The sequence below is a fragment of the Paenibacillus sp. 1SOY10 genome, from assembly GCF_056836745.1.
On the sequence record NZ_JBXENK010000001.1, the window covers coordinates 813,262 to 838,001 of the forward strand.

Below are 24,740 nucleotides of genomic sequence, written 5' to 3' on the forward strand. Positions count from 1 at the left end.
CTGCATTTACTATGGTGCCAACCCTAATTATGTAGCATAACTGTTAAGACACGAACAAAATAAATGAACCCGATTGTAAACTAAAACAAGCCTCCATGGAGCTGTTAGGCTACCATAGAAGCTTGTTATTAAAGAGGTTGTTCAAAAAGTCGTCTTCCCAGAACGAAGCAGCTCGAGGAGTAAATTCCACATCGAATCTTGAATTCAGCCGGGCCTTCCGTTGCTCACGTAGATCTGTCTACGCTCCGCTACTCAGTCCCTAGCTTCATCCAACCTTCTCGGTCCTGTAAACCCGACTTTTTGAACTCGCACTTAAAGCGCTGGCTCATCCTCAAAACGAATCGTGTCTCCGGCTTTGCCTTCTGTTTCGAACAGAATGACTTCATTTATACCTTTCGTAAGCAAAGGGCCGGGAATATACAACCTTTGTTGCGGACCAATCTCCCAATACCGACCCAGATTAAAACCGTTGATCCAGGCCACACCCTTGCCCCAGCCGGTAAAGTCCAGAAACGTATCGCCTGCTTCATCCACTTCCAACTCAAAGCGGTAAAAGGCCGGGGTTCCGCTTACATACTCTTTGCTGAAATCGACCAGCTCCAGATTATCCAGCGGCAATGCGTAGTGCTGCCAGCTGCTTTGGAAGGCGCCGTTAACGATAACCCCGCCCTTGATTCCTTTATGCTGCGTATTCATCTTGACAGAATAATTGATTCTGCCCATGTTCTCGACCAGAATCTTCAGTTCATTCTGTGGATCAGGAAGCTCAAAGATCTCTTTATCCTCCATATGTTGATCATACTTGGTGAACATCAGCTTATCGTTGATAAATACCTGAGCCCGGTCATCACATTGAATCAAGCGAAAATCCTCAACGCGACGTTGTTTCCCCAAATCTGTTTGATACAATACATATCCAGTAGATTGATCCAGGGACTCCATTGTCAAGGGGTACGGAGATTCCACGACCTTCGCCAGCTTGTCTACAATAGAGAACAAGGATACCTTTTCTTTAACGGTGACCTCTCCGTACGCCTTCTTGCTAATCGTGGTGGAGAATTGCACGTCCGGAATCTCGGTATAACGGGCAATAACCTGCTTAAAGGCCTCATATTTCGGGGTGAAATCTCCCCATTCCGTCAGCAACGCATCATAATCGTAGGATGTCGTATCCGGCGACAGCTTGTCATAATAATTGGCACCGCTCGTAAAGCCGAAATTCGTTCCCCCATGGAACATATAAATGTTAACGCTGCCTTCTTTCAGAATATCATCAAGTTCCGCAGCCGCACTCTCGGCCTCCCGAGTATGATGCTCCTTATCTCCCCAAGCATCAAACCACCCGATCCAGAATTCCATGACCATCAGCGGTCGGTCCTCACCATGGAACTGCTTCAGCTTCACAAAATGCTCCTTCACATCTGAACCGCAGTTAATGGTTGGCAGTGCCACATCTTGAACGGAACCGTTATCCAGCATGTCAAGCCATGGACCATCGGAAGTTACTAAGGGAACGGTCGCCCCATGCTTTCTCATCAAATCCACCAACGAATAAATATATTCCTTATCATTGGCGTAGCTACCGTATTCATTTTCCACCTGCATCATCACAATAGGGCCGCCCTTATCGATTTGCAGATCGTTAAATTCCTCGAACAAACGCTTGTAATAGCGGTCGATCTTCTCCAGATAAGGCGCGTAGTTGAAGCGAAGCTTCATATCGCCATCCCGCAGCAACCAGAAAGGAAGACCTCCAAATTCCCACTCGGCACAAATATAAGGGGACGGTCTGAGGATAACATACAGGCCCAACTTCTGAGCGGTCTGGATAAACTTCCTGACATCATACATGCCCGAGAAGTTATATTCGCCCTCCCGTGGCTCGTGCATATTCCATGGAATATAAGTTTCTACCGTATTACAACCAAGTGCCTGGAGCTTCTCCAGACGGTCCTGCCAATACTCCGGGACAACACGGAAATAGTGAATGGCACCGGAAATAATCTTCATCGGCTTACCATTCAAGTAGAACTGATCTTCAATAGTAAATGAATGCTGCTTCGACATAGGCCACGATCCCTTCGAGGGTTACTAAAAATCCCTTATACTTTATCACATTTTTGGCCGGTGTGCCGTCCATTCTGTATACTATATTCACATATTAGCAAAGGAGACGATACGATGACATTTCACAATAGCATACAAAGCCCAATCCGATGTCCAGGCTTATCGAATTTTCTGTTCCAGCTTATAAGAATGCACCTCTTGGGAATTACATCGAATTAGCCAAGGCTTATTCCGAGATCCCAAGAGGTGCATTTAATCTACTATTATCAATTATCTGTCCATATTATTTAATAATTCTATTTTTTTACAATTCTTTGCCGTTCGTTTCAATAACCTTCTGATACCAGTAGAAGCTATCCTTCTTCGTTCTCTTCAAAGTTCCATTGCCGTAATTATCCTTATCGACATGAATGAAGCCATAACGCTTGTCCATTTCTCCGGTTGAACAGCTTACTACGTCAATAATCCCCCAAGAGGTGTAGCCAACAAGTTCAACGCCGTCGGTAATAGCCTCTTGCATTTGTTGAATATGCTGACGGGTATACTCGATCCGATAATCATCATGAATCTGACCGTCCTCTACCACATCACGAGCTCCCAGACCATTTTCCGTAATCATAACCGGCAGCCGGTAGCGGTCATACACATGGTTCAGCGTATAGCGAAGCCCTTTCGGGTCAATTTGCCAATCCCAGTCATTCACTTCCAGATAAGGATTTTTAGCTCCGCCCATAATATTGCCAGACGTCTGTGCTGTATCCGGATTAGCACTTTTACAAATCGTCATGTAATAGCTGAAAGTGTAGAAGTCACAGATGCCTTCTTTCAGAATGGCTTTATCCGCATCCGTAAATTCAAATTCAATACCGTTCTCTTCAAAATATCTAAAGGCATAATACGGGTACTCTCCCCGATGCATCACATCGCCACAGAAGCAGTTCCTGATCAAATCCTCTCGCTGTGCCAGTAAAACATCGTCAGGATGGCAAGTTAACGGGTAGACCGTAATATGACAAATCATGGAACCGAACTGGAACTCTGGGTTAATTTGTTTCCCCATCACCACCGCTTCGGCACTGGCTACCATCTGATTATGCAATGCCTGATAACGCAGGTTAGGCTCATCTACCTGTTGCTCAAAGTATTTTGTTCCTTAGTGAAGAATGCCACCATGGTTCCAGTTACCCAAAGGTACAGTCAGGTCGTTGATTTCATTAAAAGTAATCCAGTATTTCACGTCATTCTTATAGCGTGTAAATAATACTTTGCATAACGCCAGATATTGATCCAGAACCTTCCGGGAAGCCCATCCCTGGCATTCATCTACGAAATGATAAGGCAGATCATTATGATAGACTGTGACCAACGGCTCAATATTATATTTCTTCAGTTCCTTGAACACATTGTCATAGAACTCCAGGCCTTTCTCATTAGGTGTATCCGAATGGCCATCCGGGAAAATACGAGACCATGCAATGGACAAGCGATACATTTTCAGTCCCATTTCGGCAAATAAAGCAATATCCTCTTTGTATCGATTATAATGGTCGATCGCATCGTGAGCCGGGTAATATTCCCCTTCTACAATTCCTCTGATAATTCGTCTCGGCTCCCCAAAGGAACCCTCCGTCATGACACATCCATGTGCTTGCCTTTCTTCCGTTCGAAGTGCGCGGTGAGAGTCAGCGCACCGGGATGGTCCGCTTCCAGCCGGATGATCATAACCTGGTCCGGGTAACTGCCCATGCGTATACTCAGGGGTATCCGGAAAATCGGCAAAGTTTTTGACGCCTTTGTATTGATCATGGCTAATCAGATACCGGTCCCGTCAAAATGGCAATGTGGGCCGTACATGTTGTAAGTGCTCGGAATCAGCGACACGCTAACTTTGTGCTCCCCAGACCCAAGGCCACCCGGCAACTCCAACGTCCACTCTGGACCCCAGCACCACCCCGCATTCCGCCCGTTTACCGTAATCTGAGCAGCATCTGCATATATGTCCTTCAACTGCAAGCTTGAAGCCGACGCACCTGCTGGCAGTGTCACCGTTTTTGCCACCTCCACAGGTTTGCCGTAAAACGGCAGACCTGATTCGAGTAAATTGCCCGCCTCAGGCCGAAGAGGTGCCTTAAGTCGAAATGGCCCCTTCGTTCTCCACTGTCGCTCATCCTTCTCCTCGAACCGAGTAAGACTCTCCACCGTAAAATGCCCGTACAGGAAGGAGACAGGAAAATCATCCCCCCTCTTCCTGAAGCTCCAGTTCGAAAGTCCAGAGTCCTCCCTCACTAAACTCTTCCGGGATCGCGTAGACCCAGCCTTCGTCGCTGCGCAAACCCTGTAGCATCTGGCCATTCAGATATAATGTTCGCGCTTCATCCAACAGAATCAGCGTAGGTGAAGCGGCCGGTGTTAAAGCTCCCGCCTCAAGATGCGCCATAAAGCTGCGATTTTCCTTTTCTCCCTGCCGTTCAAAGAATAAGCACACATTGATTATTTTCCGGCATAGTAGCAACCCAAGACGTTTGCGCCGGCGTCCAATACTCAGGCATCTTATCCGACATACAGATGCACGTATCCGACCCTGCCGACTTTTTGAAAAATACTGCCTGCCAAGTATCCGAATACAATAAGGTGACGCCTGCCTCTCGCATCTGCCATTCCGCAGTCATGCCCGTTTCGTCAGCCTTCCAGACGCAGCCATCTGCAAGCAACACCCGTGTATATTTACGTTGCCCGATGACGACCGCCCCCCGTTCGATCCGGCTCCCCTCCTCGATCATCCGCTCTTCCGTCAGCTCATAATGAATGCCATCATCATGGCAAGACTCGACAAGTGCTATAAAAGCATTGCTGATCCCGCCGCTTGCCGTGTCCGGCACACCAGTCCCGTTATGCTTGTTGATGACCATCGCCTCGCTCGGCACAAAATGCGACATCACGCCTCGGGTTGGCGTCACGATCAGTAGTTCGGGCTCCGTATCTGGCAGATTCGGAAGTGCTGCCGCCCGGTGACGGATGCCGTCAAGAACGGCAGAAAAAGCGTCCTGCCAGCTTATATGCAGCGGCATCGACGTGGCCAGTCGTGAACAGCCTGCGATTTCAGACGATACTGGCTGAGATGGAGCACGTACTGCTTCAGGCCATGCCCCGCCAGCCATAGAATATAATCGTTGAACGATTCCGGCGTCACGCCCCATCCGCTGCCGCCATGCGCCTCTACAAGGCAGCTTTCCCGCCCTTGCTGGACGGACAAGGAATGCACGATGCGAGGGTAAAAATGATTACCTGGATACCGCTCCAGCGCATCGATGGCAGGCACTTTCATATCTTTCAGCACCTGAAAACACGATCCGCTATAGGACAATTGAAAGAATGGATTCTCCTCCCTTTCAAATGCCCTGTAAATAGCTTTCCATGTTGCTCGCACCAAGTTGCTATGGGCTTGTAAAAACCTTCGATCAAGGCATCGGTCAACAGTTCCCAAAAGCGCACCCGGAATGTTTCCCCTTCCGTGCCGCCTTCATCCGCTTTGAACAACAGCTCAAGCTTCGGCTCCAGAAACTCGCCGTAACGCTCCGCGTACATCTCCGGCAATTTGGGATGCCACGGTGCGGCTCCCCGCGCTACGGCTACGCTATGGCCATCAAGGAATGCCACTTCATCGGTAAAAAACCGGAGACATATTCGAAGGCTTCCTACCTCAACCCTTTGCGGTATGTTTCATGCGTAATCTGGATAAATAGATTGGTGGCTTCCGCCTCCAGCGAGGACACCGCCGACTTAACGCAGACTTTCACCTCTCCTTGTCCATTACGGCCGTACTCATCCCACTCTAGCCATTCGCAAGTCAAATCGGGACGCTGCCGCAGCACCTCTCCTCCGGCAGTGCCTGACGGCCAGCCATTTTCATCATAAATCCAAAATATCAGACCAAGTTGCTTGGCGAATATAATGACCTCCGATACGATATCGAGATACTCCCGACTCATGTATCAGGGGTCATTCGGATAATTCCGCGGGTGATACACGACTCCCTTTAATCCGGCTTCTTTGAATCTCTCCAGTTGTCCAAACAGTTCCTCCCGTACCGGCCTATTGTTAATTGCCCAGAACGCTAAAAAGTTCATATGGTTTACCTCCATAGCGACAGCTCCTCTTTCCCTCTAATTTACGTTCTATTCTCATTGTAAGAGGCTGCACATCCCGGCTTGAACGCTGCTTTTTAAACAGTAACTACAGTTTTTTTAGTGTCCCGCATAGCCAATCGTACGACTTTCTACCGCTGATTTCGTGCCCACCGGGGAACATGTCGATTTGCAGTACAGGCTCGGTCCCTTCCAGCCGATATATTTCCCGGATATTCCCGGCTGCTGTCAGGAAACCGGCCTGTGGAAAGATCGGGTCATTCGCACCAGATTCCAGAAATAATGGGCGGGGAGAAACCAGCCCGATCCATTCAGGCAATTCGGCATGCTTAAGCATCTGCGGCGTAAAATTGCAAACACAATGGTGTACTGCCATGATGCTATCCTTGAAGGTATTTGTGAACCCGCACAGAACCACGGCACGAATCCTTTCTTCCAACGCCGCACAGGTATACGCAATCAGCCCCCCGCCGGAGAATCCCATAATTCCTATCCGACGCTCATCCACCTCTGGCCGGGAAGACAGATAGCGAAAAGCTCCAAACATTTCAGCGACCCTGAGACCGGTTAGCGTTTGTCCATACATCAGCAGTTGTGTAGTTAAGCTGTAGCAAGAACTACCAGCATTTGGGTCTTTAGCTAAATCACTAGCCAGCCTCCGCTCCCCAAAACCGATAACATCCGGCGCAATCACAACGACTCCGCGGCGAACCAACGAAAGTGCAAAATGTTGATGAATTCCTGGTTCCTTTAAGTCTGGCGCTCCATCCGGCTCTAATCCGACAATTTCACGGCTGCCGTAGCCGTGCCCATGAACGGCTACGACGGCCGGCCGGGGGAATCCTTCACCATCGCTTCCTTCTGGAATCAATACATAAGCTGCAAACGAAAGCCCCGGTAGGATTGATAATTCCACGCGCTCTCGAATATAACCTTCGTATGTCTCCCGTTCCAGTAATTTGGGCTCGTCTTCCTGATTCAGCTCAAACTCCCCGATAAGATGCCGCAGCTTTTCCCGCAGATATTCCTTTTTCTCTATTGGGCTTTGTGAAGCGTTTGACGAACGAATCCGATTTGTTGTCTCGGCATATAATCTTTCTAGATAAGCATCCCCTGTCCACATGACTCATTTCACCTTTCTTGTCCCCGTTCGAAAGTATCCCCAATTCCGTATTCATGAAGCTGCCAGCTTTGTCCTCCCCATGACATATGCAGGATGCTGAAGTTTACATTGCAGCCTCGATCTTCATCCTGCCTATTCTTTTTGAGGAAGCGTAGCCTCCTCGCGAATCAATTGACCGGCGGCATCGTATTCCCTAAGCTGCACGGTAATTGACCCCGTTTCCGAATCCAAACCATTGATCTGAATCCATTGCTTCCGGCCGTCGGCAAGCTCCACCGTCAATTCATCAGCGCTAACGGCGTCTGCTCTCATAATCATCTTTTGCTCCTCATAAACTTCCATGATCGAGGTATATCGTGCTGCTTGCCCTTTCTGCCGGAAGCTGAGCAGCTTCCGCCGCGGGCTTTCATCGCCCAGCGGATAGTCACCGCCGATCGCCGTTACGAAGCGAACTGCGTCTAGGCTGGAGATATCCGCTTCAATGATCCCCTCGTCTTCCGGCGTAAGCGGCTGGGCAGGTACTGCACGCTCATAAGGACGGGCTTGAATTTTGACAGGACCGCCAGCATAGTCCTTGCCAATTCCGTATCCTTCATCGGTATTGCAGTAATGAAGGGGCAGGTCGGCCAGGTAGACGATATCGCCCGAAGAAGTCACCAGATGCGGGTCGCCCCAAAATACGGTTTTCTGGGTCTTGACAAGAGCATCATGTTCTCCGGTTGCCTCGTTAATACGCACCTTCAGACGCAGCTTTTCTCGCCCCCCCACTTCCACATCGATTTCGTCACGACCCAGAATCCATGCTCCGAAGCTGCCTTCCGCCAATAGCTCCCCATCGGCCTCGACAGCGTAAATCAATTTTTTTTCTACCTGGATATACTCCGGATCAGTCCCCACGATGGTTTCTTTATGCAACGGCCAGAGTGAATACACACTCATATTCAAGGGACCGTCCTCATTAAAGAATGTCCGGTTGCCTTCATTGTCGAAATCTGGGCCAAAGCCAAACGCAAACGAAGCATGAACAGTCCCTTTCGTGTCGTACCAATCGCAATCCGTGATGAATTGGGCGCTGGAAAGCGGATCATCGGTAAGCTGCTCCGTATGGCGAATATATGTCTTCCCGTCGGAGGACTCCAGATGCTGCAGCCCCTTAATATGGAACAGGCAATCGTAAACATGCTCCTTTTCGGCCGAAACGTGGTCAAACAACACCACATAATCATCAGTGACCACGGCCAGGCGTCTCTGCAGAATCGGCTCTGTAAAATCGCTCCGATGCGTATACGGCGGCGGATTATCAGGGATTGGCACATAACGTCCCTCGCTCCATGCGCGTTTGGCGAACGTATCCTCCTTGACCGTCCAGCCTCCGTAAGGTGGATTGCACCATTTGGCAACGTTCTCAACTGCTGCAGCCTGGAACGCCTGTCCTTCGTGGAACAAGATACGCTTGCCTTCGCTTGGATCCTGCTGTTTCAAATCAATCGTAACCATATTGTGAGTTATTGAATTCTGCACATAAAATTTGTACATGAATGTCAAATAGTTGTACCAGATGCTCTCCGGGTTATAGAAACTTTTGCCGTAACGCATCAACGATACAAGGCTGACCCGGTCGTAATGGCCATGTGCTCCGCCATGAGAGCCATATTTCAGCGCCGCTTGGATCTGTTCGCGAGGATGACGCCCCGGTGTCCGGGAACGAAGAACAACTGCACCGGCATTATCGGCGTAATACGAACGTCTAAAAGGCTCTGTTCCCGGCTCAAGCTCAGGCAATTGGGCAGCCGCAAATAACAGATCGCGTTCCTCAAGAGGGCAATGGCGAAGCATGCTTCCATACTCTGGCGTGCCGTACAAATAGTATGCAAGATCCAGTCTCGCATCCAGATAACCACGTGGCGAGATGCCGGGGATCATCAGCTCGGCCGCATCGTTGAAGCCGAAAATAACACCGCGGTAATCCGCAAATGGAATCAGACTATCCCATAGCATTGTAATGGAACGGTAATTTTTGGTGCTAGGTCCCCATACCTCCAGAGACAAGCCGTCAATCAGGGATTGCCCATTCGGAGTCACTTCGGTAGAGTAACTGGCCGGTACCCAAATGTCGGCAAAGTTGATGCCCCACGGGCGCAAGCTTTGTGAGACTTCCGTAAACAACCCTGCTGCCATCAAGTTATAACCTACGGCGCATTCATACCACCAGCCATCGTCGAGCGTTCCCCGGGCCAGTTGCTCGGCCAGACCACCTGGGCCGTATAGATAACGGTTCATGCTTTCCCGATCCTGTAACGATTGGCTGCAATAAAGCGCTCCAGCCAACTCCGCCAGCGTCCAGTTTGAAATATTTCCCATCCCCATGCTCCAATCGATCAAAGCCATGTATCGACGAAAGCACACTTCCGTTTGACGGTGATCTGCTTCGCTTAAATAAGCTGAATCGTAAAGCAGGTCGTACACAACCGCCATATGCTTAAAGAACTCGCCTTCATGCACCAACTGCTGGTGGCTGGCTCGCATTGTCGTCTCATAGCCGTTCACCGGATTGATCAAACGTTTAAGAAACAAGGCAGCCTTTTCGGCAAATTCGGAGCGTCCGGTTACCTTCCAGGCAATGATCGCGTTATGGGCTTCATGAGAATGATGCGTTTCAAAAAGGAAGGGGGCGTTCTGCTGGATTTCCGGCACTTCCCAGGTCTCAGCCCGACGTACATACATTCCAAGCAATTCCTGCATCGATTCGGTTTGAGTTACCTTCACCCGCACTTCCTCCCATTCAGGTTCGGTCATAATGACGTAGGGATGTGGCAAACTTCGCAGCGTCGTTAGTTCCAATCGCTCTCCTTCATCTCCTCGGCCATCTGCAACCGCATGAATGATTTGCTTTTCGAACCCTCCCGGAGCGACACGCTCCGAGATTTCAACCCAAGCCTCGACCTGCTTTACCTCTTCAGGGCCCAGCATCAGAACGGAAGGCTCGATCTGAACAGTCATCGTTTCGCCTCCATATAGTTCCGTAGATAATCGTACGGCTTGCTTCTTTTCCGTGCAATTAACCACTGTAATCAGGTATTTTACACTTCCGCCTGTTTCCGCTGCTTTGGACAATACATCTGTGTGTAAGAACAACGATTTACGGCGTCGGAAAGATAAACCCGTCAGTTGCAACGACTGTTCGCTGTCTCCGGATAGCCAACGTGCGGTAATGCGCAAACTACGGACATACTTCCATTTCGCGTATACTGATTTGGGATCATCAAATAACTGAAACGGAATCCACAAATGCCTGCGGCCTTTCCCCGCAACCAAGGTTGTATATGATGTCGTGTCCATCTCCTCAGGCAACGGGCTTTTGTTCACCACCCGATCAATGTCAAACCTCAGTTCCAATGCTTCTTCTTGCGGAATTAACACTTCGAGCATAATGCCATCCCAGCCATCTAAATCGACCGAGCATTCATTGTATTCCACAAAACCGCGTACGTGCCAATGATTGGACGTGCTTACCCCCGGGTGGCGGAATTCCAGTTCTCTCCCAGGCGCCAAGGTCAACAGTTCCAGCCCCGAAGTGCCCGTCTCACCGCCCTCCTTCTGCCGAATATCCCATTTCATTAAATCGAGTTTTGTTAGAACGACATTGTTGCCCATCTTTTTGTTCAACAATAGACTCATCGCTTTCTTCTCCTCGCTTTCGCTCCATCGTAATTTTTCCTTCATCAGCCTTTCACCGCTCCCACCATTAGGCCCTTGACAAAATATTTTTGCAGCGAAGGATACAGAAATACAATGGGACCGATTGTCACCACCGTTGTAGCCAAACGGGTGGTAATTGTTGGTACGACATACCCCGGCAACGATACCTGGGAAGATACCTGGTTGGCAAAATCCGCGTTATTCATGATGCGCATAATTAAATACTGCAACGGAAACAACTTTTCATCGTCAATATAGAGCATCGCCCGGAACCATTCGTTCCAGAAAGCAAGTGCATAAAACAGACTCACCGTCGCAATTGCCGGTAAAGAGATCGGTAAAATGATACGGAACAATATATACATATCGTTTGCCCCGTCAATCTTAGCTGATTCTGCTATCGATTCATCAATCGATTTAAAAAAATTACGGAGCAAAAACATATTCCATGGCGAGATAAGTGCCGGGATAATCAACACCCAAATGGAGTTTTTCATGTCCAGATACTTGGAAATCAATAGATAGTTAGCAACCAGGCCGCCGTGAAACAACATGGTGAAATAGACATAGAAGTTAATGCAGTTTCGATATTTCAACGATTTAACCGACAAAGGATAGGCAAGCGCGCTGGTGACGATCATTGCTAAAATCGTACCTACTATGGTCACGAATAGAGTTACTCCGTAGGACCGGTAGATAGTCGTATCCTGGAAGATGAGCTTGTAGGCCTCAAAGCTGAACTCCGTGGGTATAATCGAATAACCGTCCCGCAAGATAGAACTTTCTGTACCAAACGAACTGCCGATCACTGTGAGAAAGGGGACAAAGCAATAAACAGCAAACATCAACATAAAAACATAGAAAAAACCTTTTAGTATAAGATCGCTTTTGCTTTCTTTAATCACGGATATACACCTGCCTTTACTGGTAAAGTACTAGAACAGAGCTGATTCGGGCGCCCATTTGCGAGCTATAGCATTAACAGTAACTACGAAAATACAGCCTACCACAGATTGGAAGAACCCCACTGCCGCAGCCATACTCATGTCACCCAAGTCCATCAGAGCCCGGTAAACATAGGTGTCAATGACGTCCGTTGTTGGATACAAAATCGGGTTGCGCCCGATAATGGCGAAAATCATGCCAAAATCGCCGTAAAAAATACCGCCCATTGCAAGCAACAGCATTAGGATCACCGTAGGCTTCAGCAGTGGCAATGTGATGTAACGGATTTTACGCCAGCGCGTAGCGCCATCCATTGAGGCTGATTCATAGATTTCCGGGTTGATTCCCGAAATCGTAGCCAAATAAATAATGGAGCCAAAACCGGCACCTTGCCACAACTTGATAAGCACGAGCAGGAGCGGCCAAATCTCCGGATTCCCGTAAAAAGAAACGGGCTCTAGTCCCACTCCCTCCAGCACTTTGTTCACTACTCCGTTCTCGGTTGACAATAATGCGGTAACCAGCATCGAAATTACCGTCCAAGACAAAAAGTTCGGCAATGTTACAACCGTCTGAATAATGCGTTTAAACCATCGGCTGCTGAGTTCGGAAAGCATAATGGCAATCGAAACCGCAGCCAGAGCGCCAAAACCGATAAACAATACATTCAAAAATAAAGTGTTGGCGATAATACGCAATGTTTCTCCCGATTCGACAAAAAAACGAAAGTTTTTTAACCCTACAAATTCGCTGCCTGTAATTCCCTTGACAGGGTTGAAATCCTGAAAAGCGATTACAATCCCTGCCATCGGTAAATAGGCAAATACGAAGATGAGCAGTATCCCCGGCAAGGTTAGAAAATAAAGTATCTTGTTTTTGCGGATTTCCAGCAAAAAAGAGGCCAACTTACTTGGGGCGGGGCTTGCCGAGGCTTGGCTTACAGTTGTTATTTGTCCATATTTGTTCATGATGAAAACCTCCTTTACAACCTTGAATGACCCCATTATGCAAGCATGGTCCCATCCCAGCCAGTTCAAATCCTTCAGAAAACGATGATTTTCCACGCTTCATGCTTTAAAATATTAATATTTCTCGAAAACAGACAAAAAAAGCCGCTTTGTCATCACCTGTAAGCGATGACAAAGCGGCTATCACACTTTAATTTTTAACTACGATTGTATGCGCTTCGCTTAGCGTAGAACCGCTACTATTAATTAGCTCGGAAACATATTGATACTCTCCCGGCTCTTTTCCCTGAATCACGGTCTTGGCGATTTGAGCATTGGGAGTGTGATCCTCCAGAAATTGTTCGTCGATAAGCTTCCCATTCTCATACAATTTATAGACCGTCCCGTTGACGCCCCACCACAGGTTCATCGTCACCCGATAATTGCCGTCCCCATCCCAATTGTCACTGGACAAGACCGGTTTTCCCGGACCCGCTTCGGTAACTTCGATGATAAGGGGTTTACTTACGGTTGTGCCATAACGGTTAATCAGCTCGGCGGTGTACACATAGGTTCCGTTCGGTTTTCCGGTCAAGGAGACTACCGCCTGCTGCGCTGATGGAGAACTATCCGGAAACAGTTGAGTTCCAATCAATACCCCATTTTCATACAACTTGTAAGTTGTTCCGTTATTCCCCCACCACAAATCCATTTTAATCTCATAATTTCCATCCATCAGTCCCGTATCAAAGCCATTATTGCTCGACAGTACCGGAACCTCTGGCACACCGTCCGCCTTTTCGACTCCATCCACTGCAACCGAAACTTCCAGTACAGCCTTATTGCCCGCTTCATCTGCAGCCGTAAAGTAGATATCATATTGGCCTGCAGTTTCCGGCGTCCAAACAAACTCACCCGTCTCCGGATCAAGATCGCTTAGCGGAGGTAAGTACAATGCCGAGAAACGTACAGTTCCGCCTTCTGGATCATCCGCGTACACAGTAAAGGTAACGGTCTCTCCAGCCGAAACGGTCAGCGGGTCTATTGGCGTAATAACTGGCGGCAAATCGGTTGCAGCATGCCCGACATAAACGGCTGCTGTAGCTGTAAGGTTGCCCGACACCGTTGCGGCCGTAATTAGGGCGTAACCTTCGCTCATCCCTTTAACCCGTCCCTTTTGATCGACAGCAGCAACTTCGTCGTTGCTTGACGACCACAAAACCTGCTTATTTGCTGCCTCCTTAGGAGCCACTGTAGCCTTTAAGCGATATACATCTGAAATATTCAACTTCAGTTCCTTTTTATCCAAAGTCAACATGCTAGGCATCGACCCCTGATCTATATGAATCGTTAAAGTCCCTGATGTGGTTTTGCCATTCGGTTGTATCGCCTTAAAGCCAATCGACCTGAAAGTGTTAGCATCTTGATCTCCCGGCCTCCAGCGCAACGTACGGTTAGTAAACGTCGCTCCCTTCGGAAGATTCGTTACGGATACATTTAAGCCAAATCCGTCAACCGGAACCTGCGTTTCTACGTCAAACATAAATTCACGGCCTGACTCCGCCTTCTGGGGCTGGAGATTACTTAAACTAACTTCCCAGTCCTGTGAATAGTCAATCTTCTGATTAACTGGTGTAACCGTAACTTTTACAATACGGGTAACAATATTTCGTTCAAACGTATACGTAATGTGAAGATGATACGTACCGGTATCGCCCGGCTTTGTGACCCAACTCCAGTGTCCGTTCTCGAAGCTTGTATCGTCTGGTACATCCCCCTTAACCTCCACTTTTCCAGCTTTAGCCTCAGCTGTAAATGAAACCTCCTCTCCTTCTTTGACCTCAATATTCCGAATCAACGGTACACGACTCAAACTCTCTTGTAATTCTTCCTGTTCCTCAGTGTTATTGCCAATAACAATCTCCTTCACTTTTGTAACAGGGCTCAGATGATAAGCATCGCTAGCTTCTGTCTTGATTATATAGCTCCCCGGAACTTCCGGATTCCAAATCACTGCATTTTTCAATTCATCATACCGAGCGCCTTCTGGCAGTCCATATAAGCGATAGGTAATTTCGTCTCCATCTGCGTCGTCTGCTCCCAAATCCACAGTGATTTCCTTTCCTGTTGGTAGCGGTGCAAGTAACTTATCATCACTTACGATATCTAATTCAGACAAGAAGGCTGTATTTTGCAATCCGTTAATGGTGGTCATTGCCGCTCCGACATACAGCTTATCTCCCATATCCAAGCTAATCTCCGGTCGGGACGTTTGCTGGTAAGTTTGACCGTCATCAAGGGAGAATTTATAGCGAATCGCCTGCCCTTCTTTCTCTAACTTAAAATGAATAGGCACCTTTTTGTTATTCAGGTCTCCGGCCCAGTGGCCTGTAATTGCATCCCCTTCATCATGGCGATGGCTAACCAGCAATATATTATTATTGTTAGGAAAATGGCGTAACTGAACAAAGTTGGCTGTCTTTAAATCTAACGAATCGGCAACCAACAGTGAGAAATACTCCTTGTCTGTAGATGTCGTTGAAAAATGATCTAAACGCACGTGCGCAGAAAAATCACCAGTAACCTCCTGATAGACCCATGTGGGTGAGAAATTATCGCTACCTGAAGAAGTAATAGATGTGGGATTCCCTTCATCATTCCATTCTACCTGGCCCTTGCCATTGCCCAAATTCACAGATTGGAAAGGCAACTCCGCCCCATTTATTCCATTTAATTTGAAGACGGGAGCAACATTCTCCTTATAATTGAAAGAAACAACGTTATCACGGTTATCTGGTGAGACAATCAAGGTCGCTGCCCCCGAGTCTAACAGTTTATACCCATCCAGCACTTCGGCTTCTATGGTCAGCTCTTGTTCCACTACAGCAGGAGTATTCACTACTTTCAACAATTTGGAGCCTGATATATACTTGACTGAGACCTCGTGGACCTCCGCCTCCTCAAGGACTTCAAGAACTACAGTTTGCCTTGGCTGGACCTGCAACTTAATATCTTTTCCATCCAGTGCCTCATACAATTTTCCACTCATCAAATCCTTGGCTTTTTTAATTCCGAGTGTATCCATTGTATAAACTTTACCGATTTGCTCAACATCAGCATCATCTTTGGACTGATTCATGCCAACTGCATATTTACCATAACGAACCTGACTGAACCCATCTGCCCGAATGTGTGTGTATTCCTTACCTTCTGGATGTGTACTCTGATCCTTGAAGGTATATATTTCGCCTTTGCTAGTACCTACAACATTGGCTAAACGATCCACCTTATCGGTTGTGAAGTGGATACGTACATTATCGTTATACTCCCAATTATCTCTGCGATAGTTAAAAGTGAAGTACACCCGGTCTCCTTTGTTTTTGAAAACAACTGCTTGAGCATCCGGATCAGCCCAGGCAAAATCCGGGTGACCTTCTTCCATCGGAAGTTTTATGTCTTCTCCTTCGCTCTCTCTTTGCACTCTTTCTTCCTTGGCTCGTTGATAATATTTCAGAAGCTCCTGCAATTCAATAATCCGCGAAAATACGTGAGGCGTTTTCTCTTTAAACACCTCATCTTTAAATGTTTCGGAGAAAGCGCGGTTATCCTCAATATATTTATTCAGGAAAAGTAAAGCGCTTTCACTTTTTAGTTCAAAAGCAGTATACCCCCCAACAGGATAAGCAATTTTCTGCCCATGCGCCGAATTCCGAGATCCTCCATACATTTCGCTAATCAGGACATTAATCCCATCGGGTGTAACGGATGGACGGAAAAAATATTTAGCAGTTTCGAAAGCATTAAAAGACAGATCTCCAAAAAAGTCCTCCAAATCCTCCGACCCTGTTGCCGTTTCCGCATATTTATTTATAACTTTCAACAAAAGCAAGCCATATTCTCCGGCCCATCCTCCGTGACTAGCTCCCCCCTCAAGGCCAACCCCTTGATCGGAGAACCATTTTTCTCCATCAACCATCTCTCCGAATTTATATTTTAGTTGATGCAAATATAAGGAGTTGTCCTTGACCTGATATCGATCGTCAATATCTGCAGGCTTATTTGTGTCGCTTAGCTTCATACTGTCAAACAGTAGTTGCATCGCACGATTTGTGTCATAAGCAAAACCAAAATCTTGATTGGCCGTGCCTGCCCGTGTTGAGGGATCATAAAAGTCTCCCTTTACCGGATTATATTGATAATCTCTCAACTTAGCAAACATCTCAATATAGCTGGCGCGTCGGGTTTGATTGGCTTCACCAGTAAGGGAATTATCCACTTTTTCATCTAAATAATTCGTGTAGAGGTTAATTAAATCCTGGTCACTGCTACTCATAATATAATTATGAATTTGAAGCCAGGTCTGTACAAGTGAATCAGTACCTAATGAAAGCAAAGGCCAATTTTCACCAAGTCCACGAGTTCCGCTTCCATCAAGAGCTGCCCCGATCCATTGATACGCATCTTGACCTGTTGTTGGAACACACCATGCACCTTGTTGATCTTGCGCCTTGGCAAAAAAATCATATAGCTTAAAAATGCGATCCAGCAATTCTTCGCTACGATAATATTCTTCGGACCATTCATGCATAAAAGCGTTTGCAAAAATCTCTGTAGCCATCATCGGTGACCAATTTTGATGATTAATCGCTGCACCTGTCACTTTTTTGGCCCAAGCCTCACGGGAGTCGCCATTAAAATTAGCTAGATTCGTGACTGGTGTATAGGTAATCACAGATCCTTCCAGGAAATCATTATTTTCATTTTTAAATGCTTCATATTCCGGACCATAAAGCTGCCAGGACATCATTAACTCCAGGAATTCCTTGCTTTGATTTTGTAAATAGTCATAAGAAGCTAATCCCGACTCCGAATCTGCCGGTTTGCCCACAGGGATTTCCCCCGTATAATCATCCTCAGGAAAATAAAAGGGGTCAGTATGCGTAGCCGCCGAATAAATGTATTTGCTGTTCTCCTCCTGATGTCCATATTGGCTATTTCCGTAAGCAGAAAAATTGCCTGTACTCATAATAGACAAGCGAACGGTACCATCAGAATGAATAAGACCTTGAGGAAGAATGTATGTGCTGTAGTAATATCTTCCAAGAAAAGGAGCTCCCCCTTCATAACCATTGTCAAGCTCAGAGAACTCTCTGCCAAAGTGGGGATTCAGAATTGTCTTGTCTCCATCAGGCCCATACAGCATTAGATTTCCTCTCTTCTGCTGCGTCCCGCTTAGACGAATTGTTAAATAGTTTTGCCGGGTAGAATCCGCTTTCAAGGTGAACTCCAATTTCCCATCGAAGGCTTTAGTAGTATCTGGGGAGGGTTGAATGTAACGATAGGTCAGCCCATGCCCCAAGCCTCCTCCAGCTAGCTTTCCATTTACGTCCACATATTCCGCCTCAGCTCTATTATCAACTCCAGCGATGCTGAGCCGTTCTTCAAAAAGATGCTCTTCTTCTGATTCTTTGTCTCCAAAGTGAATAATGTCCAGTGCTTTTTCCCTCGCAGAGTCATGTTCATTTAATGTTTGAGAAGTCTGCCCTCCTCCCTGCTCCTCCGAATTCACAGCTTTCCCCCAAACAACCTGAGCTGGCATTAACAAAGACAACGACAATACAACAGCTAAATTTAAATTAAATAAACTAGCTCTTTTGCTCTTTCTATTGCTGGATGTCATACTTGTCTCCTCCTCTATAAAAAAGATATGAGTAGCGTAAACACCCAATATTTTATCTTGTAAGCGCTTTTTCGAAACCCTTAATATCCTCATAAATGTATAAATAAGCTCATTTCAATGCAATAAATATTAATTTTTACTCTAAATCAGAAATCCACCTTAACCCTGAAGCTTGTGTTCTTTGCGAAAGTGCACGGGTGACATCCCTACATATTTCTTAAATGAAGCATAAAAGTAATTTGTGTTAGAAATGCCCACCATTTCTCCTACCTTTCCCGCCGAATGATCCGTTTCGAGAAGCAATTGTTTGGCCTTTTCAAAGCGAATATCCGTAATGTAATGAGAAATAGTACTCCCCGTATGATCTTTGAACAGTTTTCTCAGGTAATTTGTAGACATTCTCACCTGACTGGCCAACACATCAGCAGACAAGTCAGGATTGGTGTAGTTGTCAACGATATACTGTTGAATCATACTCACGATTTTGGTGTTGCTCTCACAGGACCGTTGATCACGTAATTTAATGATTTCACTACAACTTTGCAGAAAAAATTGCTGCATTTCATTTAAAGTTTCACAATTTATAATGGTTTCTGGCAAAAACAACATTCCACTACGAGTCAACTCACTTTCGCTAACCATATCGCTGGCTGCCCTTAAAGTCATTACTGCTAATTGATAGACGTAAAGCATAATTTCATCGTACTTACAGACTTTCAGTTCATTAAAGAAGCTCTCGACGAGTTGCTCCACTTTGGCTTGTTCACCAAGCCGCATATGGTCTGTAATCAATTTCTCCAGTTGAATGGGGTAGTCATTTTGGGCAAATTCCAAACAATGGTCTTCATGCCGAATGATTGAGCCTGGCCCGTACATCAAACGATAGCGTGAGGACTGATAGGCTAAATGATAAGACATAGGCAGTTGCGCCAGTTCTGATACCTGGGAACCACTCGCTACCGTCACACTAATTTGAAGATAATGAGAAACATTTTCTTGCAGGCTTTTAAGTAACGGATACATATTGCTTGGAAGAGCGGCAGACTCTTCCTCATTCCAGTGTAATAACAAACCAATAGCATCATCGTTATCAGTCCATATTTCCACACCACACTTCGTTTGAATAATCTCCTCGGAAATATTAGAAATTGCATATTTAAACAGTGAAATATCCGCCTGATCATATCGTTGAAATTGTTGTTCATAATCATCGATTCTTAACAATACAATCTGATATCGATTCCCCTCCAGCATAAGCCCTACGTCCACCAATTCAGAATCAGTTGGATGGGAGGGCACTCCGGAACGCATCATTGATTGCAATACTTCCTTCTTCTTGGCTGGTAAATAACTGCTAATATCCTTCTTCAAATCATAAATTCGGCCCTCTAGCTTCTGAAAGGAATGTAACATGAAATCATATTCGCTGAGTGGCGGCATTTTCTCACTCATAAAAGAAGAGCCAAAGCGCTTAATCAACTGAGATATCGGACGGTACAACATTCGAACTGAGAAGATAGCCAGAATGACTGCTGTGCCCACAAATAAAAGGGTTACTGTCAAAATGTAATACTTGAGCTTGTTTACCTTAACCAACATGTTGTCATACTCCGCGGTGCTTATGAAAACCCAACCTAATCGTTCAGATTTGACATAAGAGATAAATGAACTTTTTCCATCAATATCCTCGATAAAATTGCCATGACTGTTTTGGCTTGAAAGAATAGTAACCATAACTTTGTATTCGCTTACATTTTTCTCGAACATCTTGCTGTCAGTGTGCGAGATAATATCCCCACTCCGGTTCACAATAAATGATTGAATTGAGCTTTCAGTGCTTCCAATAGAAACCATCTTTTGCAGCAGTTCTTGATCCAGATTCAGAACCATAGCCCCCTCCACAGTTCCTGCTTTTTTTGTTTCGGAGTAAATAATTGAAATTAGCTGATTATCAATAACGCTGTCTTCCTTCATGCCTTGAAACCGTCGAGGAATAAATATGCTTTGTTTATGCAAATCCTCACCTGACAACATAGTTGTCATTTGCTTATCAAAAAAATCATCGATGGTCTGGGAACTCGCTTCAGATGAAAAAACGTAATTATGTTCCATATTATAAATATAAATCGATTTAATTAAAGGATTAGCTGCCTTTAATTCATTTAATAATTTACTGAATCTATACATCTCTCGAGAAGTGAATTGTTTTCCGTACATCGCATAATAAACATCCTGGTTACGAACAAATACAGAAGCAAAATAATTATATGTAGATGAGAGAAGGTTATCTGCCGTATTATAGGACTGTACCGTCATTCGATCTGCAGATTGGTTGATATCCTCAGTTAAGTTATAAGAAACTTTATCCACTATAGTATAAGAGAACGCTCCAAGCACAATAAAAGAAACAATTGAATAGGTAAAAATCATTTTAAGTAGCATTTTGCGTGTAATCCAGAAATTACGCAATATTTTCATACCATACTCCCCCCGCCTCTGTCTTGAATTCCATTCTATTTCTAAATCCTACTATATATTTAAAAATAACTGCAATTGCTTGAATTGCCTACTTTAAAATATAACGTTATCTATATAATCCACACTTCTCGAAGGGAGTCTCGAACGAAAAGCGGTCCAAAAAATCTGGACCGCCCTCAAACAATTCATGATAACTTATACACTATTTCCCACCTGCATCCAGGTAGCTCTGGGCCTGTTTAATGAATTCAGCTCTTAAAGTTTCCAATCCCAACGCTTTAATTTCTTTGTAATATTTCTCTGTATATGCTCTCCAGTCTGGGTCTGCACCAAGTTTCGTGATTTGATCATATTCTGTATTCTTGGGTGAGATTTTTGCAATTTCCGTTTTGACTAGTTCGCTGTCAAATACAAATCCAGATAGCGGAAGGCGATAATAGCTATCTTCTTGCGCTGAATATTCTAAATATTTCAAGGTTTCCTCATCATTGTCCGCATTTATTCTTGACATCTTCGGATTCATGGTTAATTCGTAAGACGGGAAAATGTAATTTGCCGTTTTATCGGTCATTTTATACTTGTTGTCATTTTCTTTAATCCAATGTTCCCCTTCGATACCCAATTCGAACAAATCATGATTCTCCTGATTTTGGAATACCCAATCGATGAATTTCATCGTGCGATCGATATTTTTGGATGTTGTAGGAATGACAATGTTATTCCATGCTTTATAGGTTACACCCATGGCTTCTTTCTCCATATTACGGATTGAATCTTGCATAATAAATGGTTCAACATCTGCACCAGGGATAGCGGATTGCAACCGATCTCGAATAGATGCCATACCACTGATCGTTCCTTCAGTAGCCGCTCCTTTTCCACTGACGAACAATGCTGTCGAGTCCTGTTCACTCAGCGCATCCTTCTGAACATATTTTTGATTCCATTCAGCAAACTTATCCATTTGTTCATACCAGACATATTCAGAATCATTAAAAGGGGCCGGGAAATCTTCATACATAGAAGCGGGATCGCCTTGTACCACAGCGTTTAGTACCTTCTTTCCATCTTCAGACATCATGACTTTAATCGGAAGCCCCACTCCGCTGATCAATGTCATTCTATCCTTGCGATGTTCTTTGTCGAACATCGTTTGAAACCCTCTTCTTCCAGTCAGAGCCAGAGGTATCATCTTTTTTTCGTTTTCTTTTACCTTGTCTAGGTAAATGGCTAGCTCATCATAGCTTTTGATAGGATCCAGTCCATATTTCTCCCGCAAATCTTTACGGACCAAAACCACCGGAATATCATAATAATACTGAGTAAATGGAATAGCATAAATATGTCCATCGATTTTGTTACTTTCTAGAAATTCCTCACTAAATGCGTTCTTCAAGCCAGGATATTCATCATTATTGAAGTATTTATCCAACTTTTGATAAAAACCTTGGCTTACATTTGGATACAAGCTCCCCCAAGACGCGTCAAATGCCACATCCACTACTTCGCCAGCAGCCATCCTAAGTTTCAATTTTTGTTTGTGGTCAGTATTTGAGTTCCATTCGATATCCACTTTTGTGTTCAGGGTATCCTTGGTGAGTTCTTCAAATCTGGTTAAGATTTTTTCCAATTCCTTCGGCTTTTCTCCAAACAGCATGAATTTTAATACTACTGGATCCAGCTTCTCATCAGACTTTGTAGCTCCATTGTTACTGGCTACCTCATTGCTTACGGAATTGTTGCTACTACAGGCGGTAATAGAAATAAGCATGATCATAGCCAGCAACAATATAACCGTTCTTTTCATTCTTTTGTTACTCATGGATCTAACCTCCCTTATTTAAACGCTTTCATTTAACGCTTTTATTATGTATGGTTCATACAAAAAGAGCTAGAATAAATTTTGTGTATAACCATATTTCATTCGTCTTAAACACCATAGAATCTTATTTTTCTACAGTTTTATAATTGTAAGGTTCTTATTGTTTCGTAAAAGCACCTTCTAAGCCCTGTTATAAAAAGAGTGTGCTTATCCGAAGCGGGATAAACGCACTCTTTACTCTTCTTACTGTTCATTCATAGATACAAGCGTCCACGGCTGAATCGTAAATTCAATAATTAGCTTTCCTGTCGAGTCAGCCCTAACATAAGTTAAATCCGTATGTCTGGCAATTTGGCGCAAGTGTCTCGTCTGCTCCCTTGTAGGAGGCTCCGGAGCTCCCATCTCCTCCCAGGTTGGCAAGGCGTACCCATGCTCCCGGTCTAACGTCTCTACAGCAAAGAGCGCATTGGGAGCCAATTCATTCAGTTCTACACGAAGCTTTATTGCCTTACCCTGGTTTTGAACATTTTCTGCTGTCTCCTTGGCTACAGCAAAAGGTACAGCCATCGGGATGGCTTCTGTATCATAATGATAGAGCAAAGCTGAAATCTTGCCGTTTTGACGATGGCGAGTAATTGTCCCCTTCTCCCCTTGATATAGCTGCTCGTCACCCAATTGATGTAGCATTCGGTAGGCATGAAAGGTAGGTTTCACAATTCCTTGAAAATTAATCATGCCAAATCCACCGTGGAAGATGGAGTCCCCAGCCCCTCCTTCCTCGAACACATCGGTAAATGTCCAATAAGACAATGAGTCTACAAGACCTGACGCAGCCAAATTCGCCTTAGCCACATATGCAGCCGCCGGTAATCGGTCATGACTATGGTCACGTGGCGATGGGCTCGAACTCCATTCAGTCAAATGAATCTCTGCTTTAGGGTAGGCACTTTCAGAGACCATATTACGAAGTAGTGCCAAGTCCTGCCGAGTCGAATCTACCTTTCTGCTAAACCCTTGCATGCTACCAAAGCCGTCCAAAGCAAAATCGGTAGGATAAGGATGGGCCGAGATAAAATCAATCGGCAATTCCTCCTCTTTGCAATAGTCGAGAAATTCCCGCACCCATACGGGACGCCAATCCGCCTCATCTACACGTGCATCACGGAAAGTCATGTGCTTCGCAGTGTCCTCCACTTCTCCGGAAAAACGGTCATCGGGAACAAAATTGCTTGTAGCAGGACCACCTATCCGAAGTTGACTGTCTATCGATTTGACAGCCATCGCTGTCGATTTATACAACTTGAAGTACTCGCTTCGCGAGCCATTCCAGAAGGGATGCAGATTAGGCTCGTTCCAGACCTCATAGTACCAAGACCGAGTTTCTTCCAATCCATATCGATCCGCCCAGTGGCTCACAAGGCGCTTAATCAGTTCCGCCCAGTCATCATAGCTTTTAGGGGGACTGACGTTTCCCTGCCACCAAAACTGCTTCCCACTTCCTGATGCCATATCCTTGGGACAGAAGCCAAACTCCACGAAAGGACGAATCCCGATATCTATTAGTCGATCAAAAAGCTCATCAATATATTGCCAATTATATACGGCTTGTCCGTCAACTTCTCTATAAACACACATATCATCATGGAGTAACCCATGAAAACGAATATATTTAAAGCCGCATTCTTCCACAACCAGTTTTAGCTGTTCCAGCCAATTAGCCCGAAGTCCTTCGTGAGCCCGTCCTGCACCAACACACTTACTCCAGTAATGGTTTAGTGGAACCCCCGGAGCCGTAGCTGCCGAAACGATAGAAATGGTACGATTCATCAATAAT

15 protein-coding genes and 1 pseudogene are annotated in these 24,740 nt (G+C 45.5%); all 16 read right to left on the bottom strand.

The genetic code is table 11. From position 1 onward, the window contains the following. Positions 1–312: 312 nt before the first annotated feature. On the bottom strand, positions 313–2,067 hold the full coding sequence (locus tag AC1VOR_RS03840; RefSeq protein ID WP_482615944.1) for a glycoside hydrolase family 35 protein: 1,755 nt from the start codon (positions 2,065–2,067) through the stop codon (positions 313–315). Positions 2,068–2,371: 304 nt separating this feature from the next. Continuing rightward, positions 2,372–3,700: pseudogene (locus AC1VOR_RS03845) on the bottom strand (glycoside hydrolase family 1 protein). A 179-nt stretch (positions 3,701–3,879) separates the two neighbouring features. Continuing rightward, positions 3,880–4,266 (bottom strand): hypothetical protein, encoded by a 387-nt coding sequence (locus AC1VOR_RS03850; protein WP_482615945.1) that lies wholly within the window; start codon positions 4,264–4,266, stop codon positions 3,880–3,882. Between the two features lie 34 nt (positions 4,267–4,300). Beyond that, entirely contained in the window at positions 4,301–4,504 is a 204-nt protein-coding gene (locus AC1VOR_RS03855) for a hypothetical protein (RefSeq protein ID WP_482615946.1), read from the bottom strand. A 31-nt stretch (positions 4,505–4,535) separates the two neighbouring features. Next, positions 4,536–5,135: a hypothetical protein gene (locus AC1VOR_RS03860; protein ID WP_482615947.1), complete on the bottom strand. Its 600-nt coding sequence runs from the start codon at positions 5,133–5,135 to the stop codon at positions 4,536–4,538. Continuing rightward, a complete protein-coding gene (locus AC1VOR_RS03865; RefSeq protein ID WP_482615948.1) occupies positions 5,120–5,494 on the bottom strand; it encodes a hypothetical protein in 375 nt (124 codons plus the stop codon). Before AC1VOR_RS03865 ends, AC1VOR_RS03860 begins: the two co-directional genes overlap by 16 nt. 268 nt (positions 5,495–5,762) lie before the next feature. Next, positions 5,763–6,056, bottom strand: coding sequence for a hypothetical protein (locus tag AC1VOR_RS03870; protein WP_482615949.1), 294 nt, complete (start codon positions 6,054–6,056; stop codon positions 5,763–5,765). 3 nt (positions 6,057–6,059) lie between these two features. Next, on the bottom strand, positions 6,060–6,194 hold the full coding sequence (locus tag AC1VOR_RS03875; protein ID WP_482615950.1) for a hypothetical protein: 135 nt from the start codon (positions 6,192–6,194) through the stop codon (positions 6,060–6,062). Between the two features lie 106 nt (positions 6,195–6,300). Continuing rightward, a complete protein-coding gene (locus tag AC1VOR_RS03880; RefSeq protein WP_482615951.1) occupies positions 6,301–7,335 on the bottom strand; it encodes a dienelactone hydrolase family protein in 1,035 nt (344 codons plus the stop codon). A 132-nt stretch (positions 7,336–7,467) separates the two neighbouring features. Next, the gene (locus AC1VOR_RS03885; protein WP_482615952.1) at positions 7,468–11,058 is read right to left on the bottom strand and encodes a hypothetical protein; all 3,591 of its coding nucleotides are present in this window, start codon (positions 11,056–11,058) and stop codon (positions 7,468–7,470) included. Next, on the bottom strand, positions 11,058–11,807 hold the full coding sequence (locus AC1VOR_RS03890; RefSeq protein ID WP_482615953.1) for a carbohydrate ABC transporter permease: 750 nt from the start codon (positions 11,805–11,807) through the stop codon (positions 11,058–11,060). Before AC1VOR_RS03890 ends, AC1VOR_RS03885 begins: the two co-directional genes overlap by 1 nt. Positions 11,808–11,969: 162 nt before the next feature. After that, the gene (locus AC1VOR_RS03895; protein WP_482615954.1) at positions 11,970–12,947 is read right to left on the bottom strand and encodes an ABC transporter permease; all 978 of its coding nucleotides are present in this window, start codon (positions 12,945–12,947) and stop codon (positions 11,970–11,972) included. A 190-nt stretch (positions 12,948–13,137) separates the two neighbouring features. After that, on the bottom strand, positions 13,138–18,606 hold the full coding sequence (locus AC1VOR_RS03900; RefSeq protein ID WP_482615955.1) for a putative Ig domain-containing protein: 5,469 nt from the start codon (positions 18,604–18,606) through the stop codon (positions 13,138–13,140). 159 nt (positions 18,607–18,765) lie between these two features. Next, positions 18,766–21,084, bottom strand: coding sequence for an AraC family transcriptional regulator (locus tag AC1VOR_RS03905; protein ID WP_482615956.1), 2,319 nt, complete (start codon positions 21,082–21,084; stop codon positions 18,766–18,768). Between the two features lie 202 nt (positions 21,085–21,286). Continuing rightward, a complete protein-coding gene (locus AC1VOR_RS03910) occupies positions 21,287–22,906 on the bottom strand; it encodes an ABC transporter substrate-binding protein (RefSeq protein ID WP_482615957.1) in 1,620 nt (539 codons plus the stop codon). Positions 22,907–23,149: 243 nt separating this feature from the next. Next, positions 23,150–24,733, bottom strand: coding sequence for a GH39 family glycosyl hydrolase (locus tag AC1VOR_RS03915; protein ID WP_482615958.1), 1,584 nt, complete (start codon positions 24,731–24,733; stop codon positions 23,150–23,152). Positions 24,734–24,740 lie beyond the last annotated feature (7 nt).

Excerpts from the sequence above, each read along its gene's own strand:
- AC1VOR_RS03840 (WP_482615944.1), bottom strand. The coding sequence starts at position 2,067 with ATGTCGAAGCAGCATTCATTTACTATTGAAGATCAGTTCTACTTGAAT.
- AC1VOR_RS03855 (WP_482615946.1), bottom strand. The coding sequence starts at position 4,504 with ATGGCGCATCTTGAGGCGGGAGCTTTAACACCGGCCGCTTCACCTACG.
- AC1VOR_RS03860 (WP_482615947.1), bottom strand. The coding sequence starts at position 5,135 with ATGCCGCTGCATATAAGCTGGCAGGACGCTTTTTCTGCCGTTCTTGAC.
- AC1VOR_RS03870 (WP_482615949.1), bottom strand. The coding sequence starts at position 6,056 with ATGAGTCGGGAGTATCTCGATATCGTATCGGAGGTCATTATATTCGCC.
- AC1VOR_RS03875 (WP_482615950.1), bottom strand. The coding sequence starts at position 6,194 with ATGAACTTTTTAGCGTTCTGGGCAATTAACAATAGGCCGGTACGGGAG.
- AC1VOR_RS03880 (WP_482615951.1), bottom strand. The coding sequence starts at position 7,335 with ATGTGGACAGGGGATGCTTATCTAGAAAGATTATATGCCGAGACAACA.
- AC1VOR_RS03885 (WP_482615952.1), bottom strand. The coding sequence starts at position 11,058 with ATGAAGGAAAAATTACGATGGAGCGAAAGCGAGGAGAAGAAAGCGATG.
- AC1VOR_RS03895 (WP_482615954.1), bottom strand. The coding sequence starts at position 12,947 with ATGAACAAATATGGACAAATAACAACTGTAAGCCAAGCCTCGGCAAGC.
- AC1VOR_RS03900 (WP_482615955.1), bottom strand. The coding sequence starts at position 18,606 with ATGACATCCAGCAATAGAAAGAGCAAAAGAGCTAGTTTATTTAATTTA.
- AC1VOR_RS03905 (WP_482615956.1), bottom strand. The coding sequence starts at position 21,084 with ATGAAAATATTGCGTAATTTCTGGATTACACGCAAAATGCTACTTAAA.
- AC1VOR_RS03910 (WP_482615957.1), bottom strand. The coding sequence starts at position 22,906 with ATGAGTAACAAAAGAATGAAAAGAACGGTTATATTGTTGCTGGCTATG.
- AC1VOR_RS03915 (WP_482615958.1), bottom strand. The coding sequence starts at position 24,733 with ATGAATCGTACCATTTCTATCGTTTCGGCAGCTACGGCTCCGGGGGTT.